25 protein-coding genes and 1 pseudogene are annotated in these 16,977 nt (G+C 62.6%); 14 read left to right on the forward strand and 12 right to left on the reverse strand.

Features of this window, described 5'->3' with window-relative positions:
* Nucleotides 1-275: 275 nt before the first annotated feature.
* Nucleotides 276-569, reverse strand: coding sequence for a hypothetical protein (locus FJ414_RS02285; protein WP_140640923.1), 294 nt, complete (start codon nucleotides 567-569; stop codon nucleotides 276-278).
* A 229-nt stretch (nucleotides 570-798) separates the two neighbouring features.
* Nucleotides 799-1,360 (reverse strand): annotated as a pseudogene (locus FJ414_RS02290) (Crp/Fnr family transcriptional regulator); the annotation flags it as partial.
* A gap of 2 nt (nucleotides 1,361-1,362) precedes the next feature.
* Here FJ414_RS02290 and FJ414_RS02295 point away from each other — a divergent pair.
* Complete coding sequence (locus FJ414_RS02295) at nucleotides 1,363-2,112, forward strand: trimethylamine methyltransferase family protein (RefSeq protein ID WP_140640925.1); 750 nt, start codon at nucleotides 1,363-1,365, stop codon at nucleotides 2,110-2,112.
* Nucleotides 2,113-2,171: 59 nt separating this feature from the next.
* On the opposite strand, the gene FJ414_RS02300 is transcribed toward FJ414_RS02295, so the two are convergent.
* Nucleotides 2,172-2,375 carry a CsbD family protein gene (locus tag FJ414_RS02300; protein WP_140640927.1) on the reverse strand — a complete coding sequence of 68 codons (204 nt, stop codon included), beginning with the start codon at nucleotides 2,373-2,375 and terminating at the stop codon, nucleotides 2,172-2,174.
* A gap of 447 nt (nucleotides 2,376-2,822) precedes the next feature.
* Between FJ414_RS02300 and FJ414_RS02305 the strand changes: the two genes are divergently transcribed.
* From FJ414_RS02305 to FJ414_RS02315, 3 genes are all read left to right on the forward strand, one after another.
* The gene (locus tag FJ414_RS02305; protein WP_140640929.1) at nucleotides 2,823-3,236 is read left to right on the forward strand and encodes an HD domain-containing protein; all 414 of its coding nucleotides are present in this window, start codon (nucleotides 2,823-2,825) and stop codon (nucleotides 3,234-3,236) included.
* A gap of 465 nt (nucleotides 3,237-3,701) precedes the next feature.
* Complete coding sequence (locus FJ414_RS02310) at nucleotides 3,702-3,911, forward strand: cold-shock protein (RefSeq protein ID WP_140640931.1); 210 nt, start codon at nucleotides 3,702-3,704, stop codon at nucleotides 3,909-3,911.
* 262 nt (nucleotides 3,912-4,173) lie between these two features.
* Nucleotides 4,174-4,383, forward strand: coding sequence for a hypothetical protein (locus FJ414_RS02315; RefSeq protein WP_140640933.1), 210 nt, complete (start codon nucleotides 4,174-4,176; stop codon nucleotides 4,381-4,383).
* A gap of 140 nt (nucleotides 4,384-4,523) precedes the next feature.
* Here the strand turns inward: FJ414_RS02315 and FJ414_RS02320 are convergent, their stop codons facing one another.
* On the reverse strand, nucleotides 4,524-4,787 hold the full coding sequence (locus tag FJ414_RS02320; protein WP_140640935.1) for a hypothetical protein: 264 nt from the start codon (nucleotides 4,785-4,787) through the stop codon (nucleotides 4,524-4,526).
* A 351-nt stretch (nucleotides 4,788-5,138) separates the two neighbouring features.
* On the opposite strand from FJ414_RS02320, the gene FJ414_RS02325 reads away from it, so the two are divergent.
* The 7 genes from FJ414_RS02325 to FJ414_RS02350 all read left to right on the forward strand — a co-directional run bounded on the left by FJ414_RS02325 (nucleotide 5,139) and on the right by FJ414_RS02350 (nucleotide 10,037).
* Nucleotides 5,139-5,381 (forward strand): hypothetical protein, encoded by a 243-nt coding sequence (locus tag FJ414_RS02325; RefSeq protein ID WP_140640937.1) that lies wholly within the window; start codon nucleotides 5,139-5,141, stop codon nucleotides 5,379-5,381.
* A gap of 38 nt (nucleotides 5,382-5,419) precedes the next feature.
* Nucleotides 5,420-6,511, forward strand: coding sequence for a PAS domain S-box protein (locus FJ414_RS02330; protein ID WP_140640939.1), 1,092 nt, complete (start codon nucleotides 5,420-5,422; stop codon nucleotides 6,509-6,511).
* Nucleotides 6,512-6,654: 143 nt separating this feature from the next.
* Nucleotides 6,655-7,014 carry an SPW repeat protein gene (locus FJ414_RS02335; RefSeq protein ID WP_140640941.1) on the forward strand — a complete coding sequence of 120 codons (360 nt, stop codon included), beginning with the start codon at nucleotides 6,655-6,657 and terminating at the stop codon, nucleotides 7,012-7,014.
* Between the two features lie 142 nt (nucleotides 7,015-7,156).
* Nucleotides 7,157-7,324 carry a hypothetical protein gene (locus FJ414_RS31325; RefSeq protein WP_181181500.1) on the forward strand — a complete coding sequence of 56 codons (168 nt, stop codon included), beginning with the start codon at nucleotides 7,157-7,159 and terminating at the stop codon, nucleotides 7,322-7,324.
* Nucleotides 7,325-7,541: 217 nt separating this feature from the next.
* Nucleotides 7,542-7,982, forward strand: a complete 441-nt coding sequence (locus FJ414_RS02340) for a hypothetical protein (protein ID WP_140640943.1) — start codon at nucleotides 7,542-7,544, stop codon at nucleotides 7,980-7,982.
* Complete coding sequence (locus FJ414_RS02345) at nucleotides 7,966-8,871, forward strand: HTTM domain-containing protein (protein ID WP_181181501.1); 906 nt, start codon at nucleotides 7,966-7,968, stop codon at nucleotides 8,869-8,871. The genes FJ414_RS02340 and FJ414_RS02345 overlap by 17 nt, the downstream gene beginning before the upstream one ends.
* Nucleotides 8,868-10,037, forward strand: coding sequence for an SdrD B-like domain-containing protein (locus tag FJ414_RS02350; protein ID WP_140640947.1), 1,170 nt, complete (start codon nucleotides 8,868-8,870; stop codon nucleotides 10,035-10,037). Before FJ414_RS02345 ends, FJ414_RS02350 begins: the two co-directional genes overlap by 4 nt.
* Nucleotides 10,038-10,146: 109 nt before the next feature.
* Here the strand turns inward: FJ414_RS02350 and FJ414_RS31330 are convergent, their stop codons facing one another.
* Both FJ414_RS31330 and FJ414_RS02360 read right to left on the reverse strand, forming a co-directional pair.
* Nucleotides 10,147-10,572: a hypothetical protein gene (locus FJ414_RS31330; RefSeq protein WP_181181502.1), complete on the reverse strand. Its 426-nt coding sequence runs from the start codon at nucleotides 10,570-10,572 to the stop codon at nucleotides 10,147-10,149.
* 380 nt (nucleotides 10,573-10,952) lie between these two features.
* Complete coding sequence (locus FJ414_RS02360) at nucleotides 10,953-11,420, reverse strand: Lrp/AsnC family transcriptional regulator (RefSeq protein ID WP_140640949.1); 468 nt, start codon at nucleotides 11,418-11,420, stop codon at nucleotides 10,953-10,955.
* A 141-nt stretch (nucleotides 11,421-11,561) separates the two neighbouring features.
* On the opposite strand from FJ414_RS02360, the gene FJ414_RS02365 reads away from it, so the two are divergent.
* Complete coding sequence (locus FJ414_RS02365; RefSeq protein ID WP_140640951.1) at nucleotides 11,562-12,302, forward strand: tryptophan 2,3-dioxygenase family protein; 741 nt, start codon at nucleotides 11,562-11,564, stop codon at nucleotides 12,300-12,302.
* Nucleotides 12,303-12,579: 277 nt separating this feature from the next.
* Nucleotides 12,580-13,002, forward strand: coding sequence for a DoxX family protein (locus tag FJ414_RS02370; RefSeq protein WP_140640953.1), 423 nt, complete (start codon nucleotides 12,580-12,582; stop codon nucleotides 13,000-13,002).
* 93 nt (nucleotides 13,003-13,095) lie between these two features.
* Here the strand turns inward: FJ414_RS02370 and FJ414_RS02375 are convergent, their stop codons facing one another.
* From FJ414_RS02375 to FJ414_RS02390, 4 genes are all read right to left on the reverse strand, one after another.
* The gene (locus tag FJ414_RS02375) at nucleotides 13,096-13,401 is read right to left on the reverse strand and encodes a hypothetical protein (RefSeq protein WP_140640955.1); all 306 of its coding nucleotides are present in this window, start codon (nucleotides 13,399-13,401) and stop codon (nucleotides 13,096-13,098) included.
* Nucleotides 13,402-13,477: 76 nt separating this feature from the next.
* Complete coding sequence (locus FJ414_RS02380; RefSeq protein ID WP_140640957.1) at nucleotides 13,478-13,747, reverse strand: hypothetical protein; 270 nt, start codon at nucleotides 13,745-13,747, stop codon at nucleotides 13,478-13,480.
* Between the two features lie 235 nt (nucleotides 13,748-13,982).
* On the reverse strand, nucleotides 13,983-14,438 hold the full coding sequence (locus FJ414_RS02385) for a hypothetical protein (RefSeq protein ID WP_226891873.1): 456 nt from the start codon (nucleotides 14,436-14,438) through the stop codon (nucleotides 13,983-13,985).
* A gap of 125 nt (nucleotides 14,439-14,563) precedes the next feature.
* Nucleotides 14,564-14,887, reverse strand: a complete 324-nt coding sequence (locus FJ414_RS02390; protein ID WP_140640959.1) for a hypothetical protein — start codon at nucleotides 14,885-14,887, stop codon at nucleotides 14,564-14,566.
* 233 nt (nucleotides 14,888-15,120) lie between these two features.
* Here FJ414_RS02390 and FJ414_RS02395 point away from each other — a divergent pair, with 233 nt between their 5' ends.
* The gene (locus FJ414_RS02395) at nucleotides 15,121-16,065 is read left to right on the forward strand and encodes an IS1595 family transposase (protein ID WP_140640961.1); all 945 of its coding nucleotides are present in this window, start codon (nucleotides 15,121-15,123) and stop codon (nucleotides 16,063-16,065) included.
* Nucleotides 16,066-16,310: 245 nt separating this feature from the next.
* Here FJ414_RS02395 and FJ414_RS02400 read toward each other — a convergent pair whose 3' ends face one another.
* A complete protein-coding gene (locus tag FJ414_RS02400) occupies nucleotides 16,311-16,553 on the reverse strand; it encodes a hypothetical protein (protein ID WP_140640963.1) in 243 nt (80 codons plus the stop codon).
* A complete protein-coding gene (locus tag FJ414_RS02405; RefSeq protein WP_140640965.1) occupies nucleotides 16,550-16,759 on the reverse strand; it encodes a hypothetical protein in 210 nt (69 codons plus the stop codon). Before FJ414_RS02405 ends, FJ414_RS02400 begins: the two co-directional genes overlap by 4 nt.
* Between the last annotated feature and the right edge of the window lie 218 nt (nucleotides 16,760-16,977).

Here is a 16,977-nt window from a genome sequence, read left to right on the forward strand (position 1 = left end):
GCCATCGCCTCGACGGCGTGGCTTGCAAGGACGGTCTCGCCGTCCAATTCCTAGACGCGATAGGCCCCCATTGCGCCGGGTCCCCGCAGCCATGCGAGTTTGAGCGGCAACGCGAGGCGTTGAAAGTCCATTTGATATGAGAGGCGGCTAATTCGTCACGAATTGCAGCGACTAGGTCGCAACATCGCTGCAGGCACAGCCCCCGGCCGCTCTTTCAGTACAGCAAGTGCCGGATGCTCGCTCCGGTGCGGGCGTCCAGCGCTCTTCTGAGACGCTCAGTTATTGCCGGCGAGGTCCCTGGTCGCCTTGCAGAATTCATCGTGGGACTTCGCGATGGTCTCGTCTGCGCAGTCTTTCTTCATGGACGCGCGATCCTCTTCGGTAAGCGCCATCCAGGCTTTCTTGAACTCATCGCCCGGCCTCATGGTTTTCATGCCGGCATCGGTGAAGAAGGGCGACATTTTCTGGGGATCGTCCAGCGCGGACGTTCCGGTGTTCGCGCCGGCAAATGCCGAGCATGTCATGACCGAAATCGCGAACGCACTCATCAAGATCACTTTGGTTTTCATGGTACGCGTCTCCCTGCCTAATTTAGAAAATCCGCATCGAGATAGCGTTCTTGACGCGAAATAGTTCCAGCTAGCGGACGAAAAACAAGCAAGGCAATCGAGTATCATTCCCATCGCCTGCCTGGCGCACGGCGGTCCGGGCAGATTGTTCGCAGTTTTCACCGATTGACGAAGAAGACGGCGAGGATTTGACCCGTGAGTTTCCGGCTAACGCGGCTCGCGCGTCATCGAGATAGGTCGGGTCGAACTCGGCGATCTGCTGCAGCTTCTGCCAGTCGAGGATCGTCACCGTATGGCCGCCCAGGCGATCACGCCGCTGTTGCGCAGCGCGCTGATGACGCGGTTCATATGCACCACCGACAGGCCAAGCACATCGGAGAGCTCGGCTTGCGAAACGGGCAGATGGAAACTCATGCCGTTGGTGCGCTTGACCACCTGCAGCCTGACGAACAGCTCGCAGAACAGGTGCGCCAGATGCGAGACTTTCGAGCGCCGCCCCATGGCGACGATCCACTCGCGGTGGATGGCGCCGTCGATCAGCGTGTCGAGCCACAACAGCCGCGTCAGGTGCGGCGCGGCGCCCGCTCGGTGATGCTGCGCAGCTTCGAATGATCTGCCAGGATGACGCGGCAGGGCGAGAGCGCGATGACGCCGTGGTCCATGGTCTTCAACAGGAAGGCATAGAGGTCGACGAAATCGCCAGGAACCTGCAGCGAGGTGAATTGCCGGCCGCCATCGGCAAGCACCTTGTAGCGGGCAGCGAGGACGTCGCCGAGGACGGCGGCCGCTGGAGATGCTGCTTGCGCATCTCACCCATTCCGACAAGCCATTCATGGGCAGCATCGCTTCGCCGGCGGCCGCCGAGGCGGTGATCGACCTGACCGCAGCCGCGATCGGCCGGCCGGCGCTCCCCGGCGAATGCAATCTTGTCCGCCTCATCAACGCCACGCCGCCGCTCACCTATTGGCCGAACCCGTTGAAGTGCCTGCGGGCGATCGCGCTGAAGGGCGAGGCGAGCATGGTCTCGTCCTATATGATGATGGGCGCGACGGCGCCCGTCACCGTGGCCGGCGCGCTGATCCAGGGCTACGCCGAGGTGCTGGCCGGGCTAGCGTTGGCGCAGCTCTGGCGCCCGGGCGCGCCGGTGGTGATGGGCATCCTCGCCTATCCGTTCGACATGCGCCGGATGCAGCCCAACTTCGGCGACCCGGCTTCGCAGCTCGTCCAGTTCTACGCCGCGGAACTGGGCAGGCGGCTCGGCGTGCCGGCGCGGGGCGACGGCGCCGTCACCTCGGCCAAGGTCGACGATGCGCAATCCGGCGCGGAAGGGGGCAGGGTGCTTTCGGCCGCGCTGTCCTCGGGCGCCCATTTCATCCTGCACGCCGCGGGCTGGCTGGAACAGGGCCGCACGGTGTCGCGCGAAAAATTCCGCCGCGACGCCGCGGCGCTGGCGGAACTCCGCCTTGGCCGGACGGCGGAACCGCCCGCGCCGCTCGAGCGAGGGATCGAGATGGAGCTACGCGAGCGTATCGAGCGCGCCTGAACAGCCAAAGGAAAAGGCGCTGCCGCGAGGCAACGCCTTCGTTTTCGGGAAGCCGGCTGTTACCAGCGCTGCATGTTATACCAGTCGTCGATGTCGCGGCGCACGCGATCCTTCTCCAGGCCGTAGCGTTCCTGGATCTTGCCTTCGAGCTGGTCGCGCTTTCCCGCAATGCGGTCGAGGTCGTCGTCGGTGAGCTTGCCCCACTGTTCCTTGACCTTGCCCTTCATCTGCTTCCAATTGCCTTCGACGCGGTTCCAATCCATTGCCGGACCTCCTGTTGGACACGGAAGGCTAACGGCAACGCCGTCGCGAGGTTCCTGCCGAAAAGCTTTTCTGCGTCGAGATCCTGCACCGAGCCCAACGACATGGCCGAAGGAGGTTTCATCTGGCGGTCATATAGAACCGGCAAACTGGCAAGCGCTGAACCAGGCCCCTCCGGTCAGCATGTTCCCAAGACTTCTCTTGCCCGGCTCCTGGTCCGGGCTTTTTTTTAGGCGCCGCTTCGAAGGGGTGCCACAGATGGCCTGACCGTTCTTAAAAATCCGCGAGCAGCGGAACATTCGCCTGGCGCCGATGTTCTTGAATGCAGGATGGCGCGCAGCCCGCTTCTCCCCCCGCGAAAAGCGCGCCACCCGGGGCTCAGGCCCGAGCAAGCCCGCCTCGGCCGTCCCTCGCCGGGACGGGCTTTATTGTGACGAGATTGGAAGACCATGCTCCACGAAGCAGCAAGGATCGCTGAAGAGGCCCATCGCGGACAAACGGACAAGACCGGCCGGCCCTATATCGAACACTTGCGACGCGTAGCCGATGCCGTCGAAACGCTTGATGAAAAGACCGTCGCTTACCTGCATGACGTCATTGAGAAGGGCGAGGGCTGGACGCTCGACCGCCTACAGTCGGCGGGTTTTGGATTCGTGGTCGTGGCTGCCGTCGATGCGCTGACGAGGCGTCTGGACGAGAGCGAAGAGGGCTTCATCTGTCGCGCCATCTCCAATGAACTGGCACGGCCGGTAAAGGAGGCGGATCTCAAGGACAATCTTTGGCAGGCTCACCAGGCGGGTGCTCCGGCGGAGAGATATGAAACCGGCCTGACCATCCTTGATCGTCTGGATGCAAGGGGCTGAACCTCGAGGCTGCGATGCGATCGCCTTGGCCTCGCGAACGAGCGAGCTCCAGTTCAAGCCGACCAGATTGAGTTCGAGCGCCTGCGCTTCGCTTATTTCCGTTTCGCTCACCAGCCGCTGCACGAACTCGTCCAAGGGAAGGGTGGTTCTCATTCCAGATCGGGTTCCAGATCGGTCGTCGTCCGCCGTTGCCCTTTCTCTTCCAAGGTCCAACGCCTTGTCGGCTGGGCTCGTTGCCCTCGGCTGGTTGGCTCTCGATCGCAACACCATCTTCGGAAGTATTATTTTGAAAAGCCTTGTCGATCAGGAAATTTAGCGCTATGTATGGAAGATCGATCTTGCTGAAAGAACGTTGTTTTCGCGCTAAATGGCGCACTTACGATCTTCCCTCTCAATTTCGAAGATAGCGTCGCTCGGCGATTGTCGGGCGCGTATAATTTTGCGTCGATTTGTAAGGAGATCGCAATGACTACTGGAACGGTGAAGTTCTTCAATGCCACCAAGGGTTTCGGCTTTATCGAGCAGGGCGGCGGCCAGCCGGACGTGTTCGTCCATATTTCAGCCGTGGAGCGCGCAGGACTGCGCTCTCTGGTCGAGGGCCAGAAGGTCAGCTTCGACATCGTGAAGGATGCTCGCAACGGCAAGAGCTCGGCAGACAATCTGCAAGCCGCCTGATCACAGCGCCTCGGGGTCCTTTGACCACGGATGTACTGGCATCGGCCGCACACGCGCGTTGGAGAAGGTCGGGCTGTGCCCGGCCTTTTTTGTTCTAATGCATGTCGCGCAAAAGTGACCTCGGTTTGCGACAACGACATGCATCAAGCAACGACCTAAAGCGCGTCGCGTGAATCCGTTTCGACGCGACGCGCTTTAGGCAATTCCTAGAAAAGTGTGACGCGCTTTTTCGTCCGGAATTGCGTGAAACAAGGAGAAAACAATGAAGTCGCTACCGGATACCGGCCTGTTCAAGCCGGTCCCATCCCGCACGGAAGCCAAGACCGACACGACGTCCCGCGTCGCGCGACAGATACAAGACCTGGAAGCGGCTGCCCGGGCTGCCAAGACAAAGCGGTTGCGCGAAGCCAGGCTGGCGCAAGAGGCCGACGCACCTCCCGTCGCGCCGAAGAAACCAGCCCGCAAGCGCTAGCCAGCAAAGGCTGGCCGGCAGGTCATACTGCGAGAGCAGGCAGGAGGAAGTTTCCAGGGCGCCTCGATTGGTTGAACGCAGCGGCCTCGACCCCAAGTTCGCCAATCGCATGACGCGACTGATGGGGGAGAGCGAGGTTTTTACGCGCCCCGATCCACCTGAAGCAGGTGTTCCATGGATCCGTCTGGCAAGGATCGCTCGCTGAGCGCTCTTTCCAGATCGTTGCGATTGTCGCGGCCGCTGGCATCGGGCAGGTCGAGCGCGGTAAGCGCCTGTTCATCGAATTCCACGATCGCCCCATAGAGTTGCGCGACTTGCAGAACCAACTCCTCGATGTCCTCGCGGGCTATGTTTTCGGCGAGATTTAGGAGCCTTATCTCCTCAGCCACCACGACCAGATTCACGACTCCGTGAGCCCACAGGGCGGTCTGTACCCGGCTGTGGGCGTCGTCTCTCAGCTTGTTTGTATATCTCATCCGCATGGAAAACCCTCCCTTTCACGGACGGTTTGTCCCTTTGACTCGATGATGCTCCCCTGGCCCTGGAATGGCAAGTGGAAATTAAAAAAATAGAAATGATATCAGTCAGTTATGATAGAGCACGTAGTGCTTGGTAGACGCATCGTTGGCATCGTTGGTCTGTTGCGGTTTTGACTCACAGAGCGACCTTGACGTTTCATTGGACGTAACCTAGTTAATTGCAAAATAAGACATATACTAACTCGTGGCATTTGTAGCCTTTAAAGGGAGGCACACGTGGCTGAACTTGAGCGTCCGCAGCGTTTGCAGATCATGCTCAATGACGAAGAACTCGCGGCTCTGGAGAACTGGCGCTTTGAAAAGCGCATGCCCAGCCGCTCCGCGGCGGTGCGGGAGCTTTTGCGCCGCGGCCTCGCCTCGGAAGGGTTTCTGATGGCGGAAATCGGGATCAAGTCGCAGGATTTCGGCGTCGTGCGACCGGCGAAAGCGCACGGCGACGCCGAGAACTCGGCCGATTAGGATGTTGCCTTTATGCAGTCCGGCGCTACCTTCAGCATATGACAAAAATCGGGGGGATTATCCGCCAGGACGCAAGCGCTGACGCACGCCTGGCGGCCATCGTCGATTCTTCCTACGATGCCATCATCGGCAAGGATCTGAACAGCATCATCACCGATTGGAACCAGGCGGCTGAGCGCGTCTTCGGCTACAGCGCCGAAGAGGCCATCGGCCAGTCGATCCTGATGCTCATCCCCGATCATATGCAGAACGAGGAGAGCGAGATCATCGCTCGGATCCGCGGGGGTGAGCGCATCCCTAGCTTCGAGACCACCCGAAGACGCAAGGACGGATCGCTGGTTGCCGTTTCGCTGACCATCTCGCCGATCAAGAACAGTGCCGGCGACATCGTCGGCGCATCGAAAATCGCCCGCGACATCACCGCCGCCAAGGAAAGCGAGCGCCGCATCCGGCTTCTGATGCGCGAAGTCAACCATCGGGTAAAGAACCAGTTCGCGGTGATCCTGTCGATGGTCAGGGAAACCAGCAAGCGTTCGACCGATCCTGTCGAGTTCGAGCAGATGATCCGCTCGCGCATCATGGCGCTGTCGCGCTCGCACGATTTGCTTGTCACCTCGGAATGGGCCGGCGCCAGCCTTTTCGACCTGATCCAGGAGCATTTGAAGCCCTTCGGCCACGAAGAGCGCATCTCGCTTTCCGGGCCGCTGCTTACGCTGCAGTCCAATGCTGTGCAGAATCTCGGCATGGCCTTCCATGAGCTCGGCACCAACTCGGCCAAATACGGCGCGCTGGCGGCCGAGGGCGGCCGCGTCGAAATCACCTGGAAGGTCGAGGCCGGCCCCGAGGCGCAGCGGCGCTTTCATCTTCTGTGGCACGAGACGTCCGGGGCGACAGCAAGCGAAGCCGGGCGGAACGCGGCCGACCGCAAGGGTTTCGGCGACCGCAAGGGTTTCGCCGACCGCAAGGGTTTCGGCACGGTGGTGCTGCAGCGGGTGGCGCCGCAGTCGCTGAGCGGTTCCTCAAGCCTCGAACGCGCTCCCGGCAGCGTGAAGTGGGAGCTCGACGCGCCGCTCGAGGCAATCGTCGTGCCGCAGCTGGGGGCGGAGGACGAAACCGACTTCAGCCTCTGAGAGGCTGCGCTCGCTGGCGCGCGGGGCTGTCCACCCGGTCGGCACCTTGCAGCTTCATAGAAGCGTAATTACATCAATGGCTAAGCGTGCGATGTCCACGCGAATGCAATTGCTTTGGTCAAGCTTCATCCATGGAGGTTGTCATGGCAAGCAAACTGATGGAAGCAAGAAAGAGCCAGGACTGGATTACTCTGGTCCTCGCGATTTGCCTGTTCATCTCACCCTGGGTCATCGGATTCACCGCGGCGATGGTGCCCGCGTGGAACGCCTGGATAGTCGGCGTTCTGCTCGGCGCGCTGGCGCTGGCGACGCTTTCGGTGTTCGCCGAGTGGGAGGAATGGGTAAACGTCGTCCTCGGGCTCTGGCTGATCGTGTCGCCCTGGCTGCTGGGCTTTGCGGCCGACACGCATATCATGGCCACGCACGTCGTGCTCGGCGTGCTGGTGGCCGCGGCATCGGCCTGGGCCGTCTGGGACTTCCGTCATCCCCACGCGCATGCGTGAGCGGTGACTGAGCGGGAGCCCGCCGCGCAAGCGGCGAGCCCCTGATATTGCGGTATCGGGGCATCGGGCTGGACGGTGATTGCGGCGTTCACGCAATTGCTGCAACCGGGAACCTTTTCGTGCATTCTTGGGAATGGTCTCGATGTTCAACCCCGACACCCCCGCCAAATGCTGCTCCTATTGCGGCGGCCGCGACCATGATTTCGAGGAATGCCCGAAACGCAAGGCCGACGCGGAGAAGGAAAAGGTGGCGCGGGCGGCTGACGCTATGCCTTTGTTCGCCAGCGAAGATGTATCGATAAAATCCTAAGGCCGCGATCCTTCGCGCTGTCTCGCCACGATCCACGTTGTTCCGCTCCAGCACTCATCCGCTCGGGAGCACCCCGCAGCCTCCGCAAAAGAACTTGCCCTTGATCCTCGCCATCGAGGCGGGTGGGGTGCCCGCGCGCCGCGCCGCGTCCTGACTTTTTCTGGGATGGTCGCGGAACGGCCGTTGATCCGGTCTATGATCACGACGGGGTGCGCGGGTGGCGGACATCATCTCGATCAGAACAGGCGCGGAGCCTGCCGGACGGCTGTCGGCGGGACGCTTGCGGCTGGCCGCCTTCACGGCGATCGCCGCGTTCATGATCGCCGGTCCGGCCGTGGATCAAATCTTCGGGGTGCAGACGCCATGGCTGCGCTCCTGGACCATGTTCAGCGCGATCGGGCTGGGCGTCATCGACGCTTCCTTCGAAATCCGCCAGCCGGACGGCGCGCTCATCCTGCTCGACCGGTTCGAGATGCTCGGCGCTTCTCGCGACGGCAGGCTGAAGCGGATCGAAAGCCGCGAGGAACTGGCATCCGTCGTCAAGCGGCTCTGCACGGCCGCCGGGCAGGGCGCCGACATCCGTGTCCGCGCCCGGCTGGGCACGCGCAATGGCTGGCAGACCATCCATACCGATGCCGAAAATGCCTGCGCCGGCTGACGCGATCGCCGACTGGATGAGCTGGCGTTCGGCGCACGCCGTGGCGGCGCGCTTCGTCGGCTGGGCGGTCGATACGGAGGGATCGTCGCGCTCCTCCGCATTGATCCGCATCGGCCTGGCGATGCTGTTCTGGTCTCGCTGGGCCGGCGAGTTGCTGCTCTACAGGGACCAGTCGGCGATCGGCCTGTTTCTGGCAGCCAACTTCTTCGTCGCGACGACGCTGCTGTTCGTCGGCTATCAGAGCCGCGCCGCCGCTGTCTGGGCCGGGTCGGTCGGGCTGGTGATGTATTATTATTTCGGCCACCAGCTTGGGCGCGAGCCCTGGACTCACCACCATACCTATCTGCTCGCCGTCGCGGCACTTCTGGTCGCGCTCACCCCATGCGGCCGCTCCTATTCGCTGGACCGCTACCTGGCGGTGGCGCACGCCGAGCGCATGGGCATTGCGCCGCCGGCGGAGCGTGGCAATCTGTGGGGGCTGCGGCTGATCGTGCTGCAGCTATCGGTGCTCTATTTCTTCGCCGCCTTCGACAAGTCGAACCATGCCTTTCTGAGCGGCGCGCGGATCGAGCAGATCTTCCTCTGGTTCTATGCGGGTTCGGATTACCCGGCCGGCCTTGCCTTGCCCGCCGCGGTCGTATCCTTCGGTGTGGTCGCGCTCGAATATGGCCTTGCCTTCGGCCTGCCGTTCCGTGCGACGAGGCGCTATCTGGTCCTGCCGGGCCTGGCCTTTCACGCCATCATCTATCTGACGCTGCCGGTCTATACGTTCAGCGCGACCATGGCGTTGCTCTATCTCGCCTATTTCGATGCGGATGCCGTGGACAGGATCATCGCGCGGCTCCAGGGGATCGGACCGACATCGACTGCCAGAGGGGAAATTTCGTGAAGCGTGGTTTGTTGTTCCCGGGCGCCGTCGTCGTCGCGGCCGCCGGCCTCGCCATGGTCTGCGGCTCGGCGCGTGCCGGCAGCGCGGCGGACTATTATCCCAGGCGCGCGTGGGACGCCTTCAACGGCGGCCAGATGAACACATCGATCCTGGTGTTCCGCGACCGCAACAGAAACGGGATCTACGATCTCGGCGACCGGCCGATGTCGCATGTGGCCGTCGAACTCGGCAAGCCGAATGGCGACACCATCATGCGATGGACCAATGTCAGCGGCTTTGCCAACTTCCGGATGTCGGTTCTCCAGCGCAATCTCGAGGTTGTCGATCCCGGGCATTATTCGTTCCGGGTCGTGCCTCCGCCGGGCTTTTCCGTCACCACCGCAAACGCATCCCAGGAAAGCGATTATACGGCTTCTCCCGGTTCGCCGGGCGACATGATCGCGCAGCGCACGACGCATCCGGTCGGCCTTGCCGCGGACCTGACGATCAGCGGCGTAGCCGCTCCCGGGGCGCGAATTTCCCTCACCGGGCCTGCCGGGGTAGGCGTCGCCGCCAAGGTCGATCCGGATGGGCGCTTCAGCGCGCCCGTGACATCAGGCGAATGGCTGGTCGAGGTTTCGGCCGACGGAGCGACCGAACGGCGCAAAATCGTGGTCGACGAGGCGCCGGTCGTGCTCTCCGCGTTTTCGGGCAAGGGCGGGCCCGCCGAGGAGCCGCTGCCCCGACAGCACGTCGTCGGCTTCGACGACCTTATGACGACGTCGGGCGTGTTCGAAATTCCGTCCGGCTATGGCGGGCTCGACTGGTACAATCTCGTTGCCATGCACCAGCGTTTCACCGACGGCCCGGGTTACATCAACACGACGATGTCCGGCGAATTCATCGCCTATAACAGCTCAGGCCACCCCGGGCAGGTGTTCAGCGACAAGCCGTTCGATTTCACGGGCGCCTATTTCGGCGTCGGCTGGAACGACGCCGAGGGCGAGACGCTTGTTCTCAAGGCCTGGCGGGGCGACCAGCCGGCCTATGACGATCAGCTTGTGCTGTCCGCAAGCGGCCCGGTCTATTTCGCGGCCGACTACATGCGCATCACGCGGCTCGAGATCCGGACGCAGCACTCCTGGCAGGCCGCGATGGACGACTTCGCCTACCGCACCGGTCCGTAGAGCAATCCCAGGAAAACTGCGCAGCGGTTTTCCGTCCGCGCGCAAACAAAGGCTTGCTGCAGGTCCGTTTGATCCGCTTCGGCGCGACGCGCCTTAAGGTCAAGCCGCGTCAGCAAGACGATCGCCAGGAAGCGCCGCAGGAACCGACGTTGCCGGAATGACCGGAACCGGTGTTGTGATGGCCGGCGCCGCCACCGCCGCCCGAACTGCCATTGCCGCCGGTTCCACCATTGCCGGCGCCACCGTTGCCGCCGTCGCCGCCATTCCCGCCAGAGCCGCCATTGCCAGTGCCACCGTTGCCGCCGTCGCCGCCATTCCCGCCGGAACCGCCATTGCCGGCGCCACCGTTGCCGCCGTCGCCGCCATTCCCGCCGGAACCGCCGTTGCCGGCGCCACCGTTGCCACCGTTGCCGCCATTCCCGCCGTCGCCGCCATTTCCGCCGGAGCCGCCATTCTCCCCATTCCCGCCGTTGCCCCCTGCGGCCTGAGCCAGAAGAGCGCGGTTGGCGTCCTGGATGAGCGCAGCCGGGTCCATCGACCGGTGGACTCCGTCCCGCGGCTCCGACAGGACCGACGCGGCGTGGGTTGCCATGGCCGTCGCCAGCAGCATGGTCGATGCGAGCAGCACCGCTGCCGAATTGCTTTTGAGTTGTGGGAAGATGGGGCGCGCGATGTCGGCATTCGCCGCCGATGTGAAAAACCGCGGACGCCCAGCCGACAAGACAGGCTCCGCCCCGATTCTGCTTGAGATGATATCAGCCACCCGCATACCCCCGATCCCGACTTATAGACCGGTTCGGCGCGCGTTCTTCGACCATGCCAGAAAAAGTCAGGGTCCGGTGCGGTGCCCGTGCGGCTCGCATCCGCGGTTCGGTTTGGGGAGGGCCGCCGAGGCCTCAAATCACCTTGCAGCTCCTAAAGCGACGCACGCGCCGCCGCCTCGGCGAACGAGATGTCGCCCTTGATCTCGCGCATCGCCATCGAGGTGACGGTGCGGCGAACGCCTGGCAGCCGGCTAAGCTCCTCGCGCAGCATCCTGTCCAGCGCCCTCATGTCGACGGTGACGATCTGCAGGAGATAGTCGGCCTCGCCGGTCGTGGCGTAGCAGCGGCGGATCAGCGGGTGTTTCCTCACTGCCGCCTCGAAGGCGTCCGACACTTCGAAGTCGATCGACACCTGGATGAAGGCCTCGATGCCGAAGCCGATCGAAGCGGGATCGACACGGGTGGAATAGCCGCGGATGACGCCGGCCTCTTCCATCGCCTTCACCCGTTTCCAGCATGGCGTCTTGCTCAGGCCCACTTCCTCGGCCAGCTCGCCGAAGGAGAGGCGCGCGTCGCGCTCCAGGGCCGCCACGATCTTGCGGTCGAGCATATCCAGCATGAAGCGTTCTCCAAATATCCATAAAAGACGAAGTGTCGTGCTCCAATCCAGGAATATTGGATAACAGAAAGGAACAATGTTCAAGCGCGAACGCGCTATCCTTGGCGCCCGCCTAACCATGCCCGCGCCAGGAGATGAGCCATGGACAAATCCGACTACCACGCCCGCATCGAGGCGCCCGAGATGCGCGACTACGGCGTCTATCTGCAATGCGACAAGCTGCTCGCCTGCCAGAAGCCGCTTGCCGACATGGTCAACGCCGACGAGTTGCAGTTCCAGATCGTGCACCAGGTCGAGGAATTGTGGATGAAGCTCATCGCCTACACGCTGGTCGATGTCCTCGACTATCTGGAGAGGCAGGACACGCACCGCATCGTCACGCTGATGGGTCGCGTCCACTGGCTGATGCGCATGATGACGGCGCAGCTCGATCTCCTGGAGACCATGTCGCCCAAGGAGTACCAGCAGATCCGCCTGCAGCTCGGCAATGGCAGCGGCCAGGAATCGCCGGGCTTCAAGCTTTTGCTGCGCCTGCCGCCGGATCTTTGGCGGGCCTTCAAACATGCCTATCTCGATGGCCGCGGGCAGACCGTGCAGGACATCTATGACGAGCATTACGACCACGGCGATGCTTACGTCGTGGCCGAGGCGCTGATCGAATTCGACGAGCTGTTCCAGAAATTCCGCGCCAATCACCTCTATCTGATCCACCGCTCGATCGGGCTCGGCGCGAAGTCGCTGAAGGGCCGGCCGGTGGAAATCCTCGAAGGCGGCGCCCGCCACCGCTTCTTCCCCGACCTGTGGGACATACGCTGCGACATGACCGATCGCTGGGGCGCCGAATACGGCACCGTGCGGGAATCGATCAGCCATCCGGGCTGAGCCTTTTTCCTCGCCCGCGCGAAGCGGGGGGAGGTGGCCGCGTAGTAGCCGGAGAGGGGCCTTCGTAGAGCGCAGAGTTGGCGGGAAGGGCTCGTCGCGTGGCGTTCATGCTGCCGCCGCCGGCGTAGCCCCCTCTCCGTCGCGGCTTCGCCGCGCCACCTCTCCCCCGCCTGCGGCAGGGGCGAGGAAGAGGGCGCTCCAAACAATTTTCCCATCCCTGTCGGAACCATCTCCCTCCGCCCGTCCTTGGGGCATCAACAGACAAACCCGGAGGAACATCGTGGAAACGCAATCGACCTGGCAGACCGCCGCCATTCTCGTCGCCCGCCTGATCTTCGCCGCCATGTTCGCCATGGGCGTCGCCTTCAAGCTGATGGATATGGGCGCCACGGCCGGCTACATCGCCGCCGCCGGCTTCCCGTTCCCCCTGTTCCTCGCCTGGTGCGCGGCGATCCTTGAAACGCTGCTGGTGATCGCCTTCCTGACCGGCGCCTTCATGACGCCGCTGGCGCTGATCGGCGCGGTTTATGTCGTCTTCCTCGGCTTTGCCTTTCACGGCCCGTCACACTGGACGGCGGACCAGGCCGAGTTCGGCGCCTTCATGTCGCATTTCCCATTCGCCGCCGGCCTGCTCTACGCCGCGGTCCACGGCCCGGGCAGCGTGCTCGCGCTCAAGCAGGGTTGGCCGGGCCGGGCATGACCCTTCCTTCTCCCCGTTCTACGGGGAGAAGGTGCCCGAAGGGCGGATGAGGGACGGCGCCTGCATTTCCGGGCAAGGCGCCCTCCCATCGCCTCACATCTGGTCGTTATACGGCTCCTTCATCTGCCCGACCATGCGGGCCAGCTTGGAGAAGGATGGCATGTCCGCTTCCGGCTGGCACTGGTTGGCGAGTTCGAGCAGGCGGATCGGGAAATTGATGGCGTCGCGGTTCGATGCCGAGATCGCCTCCGAGCGCTCCTCGCCGGTCTCGCCGGCTTCGGCCTTGCGCAGCGCGATGTCGATCTCCTCGACGCCGAGCACGCCTTTCTTGACGAGCACATGGTTGATTGCGGCGACAGCCATCAGCAGGCCCTCGAGCTGGAGATTGGCGACGTTCATGGCGTTCCTCCCATTGAACTCGCCTCAAGAACGCATGAGGGGCGTTTCCGATCCGGACGGGGAAAGCCGGCGCGGTTCAGGCCTCCATCCACCGCTCGCCATATTCGCTCCAGAGCTGCCTGATCTCGCGGTTGCCGAGCGGCGGCGTCTGGCGGTCGCCATAGAAGACGGCGACGGCGCTGAGGTCGTATTGGCCCTCGGCCTGGGCGATGAAGCGGATCGCTTCGCCGAGTGGTCTCGAATGGAAGATCGGATCGGCCTGGCCTCGGCCCAGGCTGCGAACGCCCGAAATGCTTGCAGGTACATGCCGCATCCGAAAGACGGATGCCATGGCAGGTCTGTCCATGCCGCTCTCCGCGATTCCCTTGGGGAATGATCCCATAAGCTCCGGCTAATGACCAGCCCGGGGGGACAACCGGCCACAGCAAGAGAGCGGCAAGGCACAATTTTGAAACGAAAAAGACCTGGAAAGAAAAGGGCCGGGCGCAATAGCCCGGCCTTCCTTTCTGCGCGGCCGTCGCAAGCAGCCTGCGCTCACTACTTTGGACGGTCGCGGCTGGGTGCAGCCGGACCGGAAATGTCTACCTGTGCCAGCGATGCAGCCAGTCCGGGTCTGGATCGGAATTCCTGCTGATTGCCATGCCGGCCAGCAAGCCGACCAGGCCGCCGATCAACATCGCGGTCGAGAAGGTGCCCGGGTTCTGCTGCACCGTTTCCGAAACGCTGTGCGCCTGGCTGCGCAACTGGCTTGCGGCGCGCGACGCGCGGTCGGAGGCGCCGCTGTAGAGGTTCGAAGCGCGGTCGGCCGCGCCCCGGTACCAGCCATGCGCAGTCTCGGCGGCCTCCTCGGCCTGTTCGGAAAGCGCGCGGTTCAGACGGTTCACCTCGCGCTTCAACTCGGCGATCTGCTTCTTCATCGCGTCTTCCGATGCACGCGTGGCACGCGCGCTGCTACGCGACGCGGGACGGTTGCGCGCGGCGGTGGCTTTCACGTTGCCGTTGGCTGAATTGGTGGTGCTGGTGTCATTGTCTGCCATCGGTCTCTCCTTTTTGCCTCCTGGAACGGCCATCACGCCTCATTGTTCCCGCGGGCGCGCCGCCCGGCCAAAACACCGGGGCCGCGGAGCGTGCTCCACGGCCCCGTGCCGCAAGCCCGATGCCCTTACTTGCCGCAGTTCTTGTCGTTCACGTTCGGCTGCATCGTGCCGGCGGTGCTGTTGTTGGCATCGCCCACCGCGCCTTGCGGACTGCTCGGGCAGTTCTTGTCGGCGTTTGAATTCATGTCGCCGCCGGTGACACTGCCGGTCGTGCCGGTATCGGGCGGCGCGGCCTGGTCGGGCGACGGGCTGGCCGGCGTCTTCGGCTCCACGGTAATGGTCTGGCCGCTGCCGCCACCCTCATTTCCGGCCGTGCCGGCGCTCTGAGCCATCGCCGCCGTGGCGAGGCCGATGGTCAGCGCCGAAGCTGCAAGAATCTTCGTAAGCATGATCTTTCTCCTCTGTTGCGAGACGGTCGTCCGTCACGTTGCGACTAAGGATGGAACCCGTCGGACCAAGGTTGGTTCCGACAAAATTTGTTGTAATCTGGCCCGGCGTTTCAATTTATGGGTGTGGCGCGCCGGGCGCTGCGATTTTGACGAATGTAGGAAAATGTACATAATTATATCCTTGACACCACAAACGCTAAGGATAGTATGAGCTGCAAGAGGGGATTGCAGCCATGTTCGCAGCACCGCATTTTCACGATGACGAAGCCGCCCGCAGGCTGCTCGAAGAAGTCCGTTGGCCTTCCGAGCGCTCTTGCCCGCACTGCGGAACCGTTGGCCGCTCCTACGCCACCAAGCGCACCCAGAAGTGCGGAGCGACCGTCTACCGTTGCGGCGAGCCGGAATGCCGCAAGGATTTCAGCGTCACCACGAACAGCGTGATGGAGTCCTCGCATATCCCGCTGCACAAGTGGTTGCAGGGCTTCTACCTCATGGCATCGTCAAAGAAGGGCGTTTCCGCTCACCAACTCCACCGCACCTTGAAGATCACCTACAAGGCGGCGTGGTTCATGGCGCATCGCATCCGCGAAGCGATGCGCGCCGACGGCACGTTCGGCCCGCTCGGCGGTGAAGGCCAGATCGTTGAAGCCGACGAAACCTACTACGGACATCGCGACGACAAGCGCCTTGGCAAGACCACCATTCGCGGCAAGCGCGGCCTTGCCGGCAAGCGCCCGATCATCGCCTTAGTGGAGCGTGGCGGCTCTGTGCGCTCGTTCTATGCCGCCGTCGCCGACAAGGAAGCCGTCACCAAAATCGTGGCCGAGAACGTGGCCCGCGAAAGCTATCTCTACACCGACGAAAGCCGCCTCTATGGCGATGCCGATCAGCTTTTTGCGGAACACGCTACCGTCAAGCATTCCGCTGGTGAATACGTTCGCTATGAAGGCGAGCGCACCATCCACACCAATACGGTCGAGAACGTGTTTTCAGTGTTCAAGCGCGGTATGCGCGGCGTCTACCAGCATTGCGCTGAAAAGCACCTTCACCGCTACCTGTCGGAATTCGATTTCCGCTACAACCATCGCTCGGCGCTCGGCGTCGAGGATGAAGCCCGCACGCTGGCTGCCATTGCTGGCGCTCCCGGCAAGCGCCTCACCTATCGGCGGCCTGACTAGTCCGGTTCTCCGTCACCGCGCCTTGCGCTTTTTGCGCTGGCGGAAGAAGCATCCGAAGAAGAAGCGCTAGGCTTCCTGCCGCGCTTCTTCTGTTGCGCCGGCACACCAATCGGTGCCAAGCTCTTTAACGGAGCGGGAGGCGTATTCACGGCAGATTTAAGCAGTCGCCGGAAGCGCGCTTCCGCTTCGTTGTCGCCGTAGGTCTCATTTGCCGCTGTCGTGTTCTTTGCCACGATGAAAACCCTTCAACGTTGGGTGGCGTAATGCCCGAGGAAGATACACCGGATCATTGGGATGTCATACTGGGTTACGAACAGCCCTTTTGGGAGCCCATCGGACAATTCGTCATAGCTTTCGGAACCCTTGAAGCGAAAGTGGATCACGCCATTGCTCTCTTGCTTGCGGTTCACAATCGACAGGCTGAAGCCGTGACCTCGCAAATCAAAAACCTCAGCGCCAGGATAAACCTCATCCAGCAATTGGTTCACTTGGGCGTCGGCTGACCTTTCGAACCTTGCTGCGGAAGTGATCCGCGATCACATGAAGCGACACGAATACGTTCCATGGTTCGATAAACCTCAGCCGCCACTACCCAAGGAAGATCAAACTCAGGATTGAAGCCGTCGACCAGCTTTCCGCCTGCGTCAGCCATCTCATCGGTAATCTCAATTTCCTTCTCGGGCGCGCCAGACATGGGGACCTCCATAGTCAGCGGATACTAGCACCAGAGCTTGTGGTGTCAAAGACATAATTAGGAAAATGTACCTAGAAGCTATTGCCCGGTGAAGGCAGCTATGCTACTATTTTGTCCATGGTGCTGATTTGCGCCAACGACCCGCCGCCCGGCGGGTTTTTTGTTTTTCGCGCCATCCATTCCTTCGAAGCGCTGGCGGGCGCCCTCTCTGTCCTGCG

It is taken from the genome of Mesorhizobium sp. B3-1-6 (assembly GCF_006439555.1).
Taxonomy (GTDB): domain Bacteria; phylum Pseudomonadota; class Alphaproteobacteria; order Rhizobiales; family Rhizobiaceae; genus Mesorhizobium.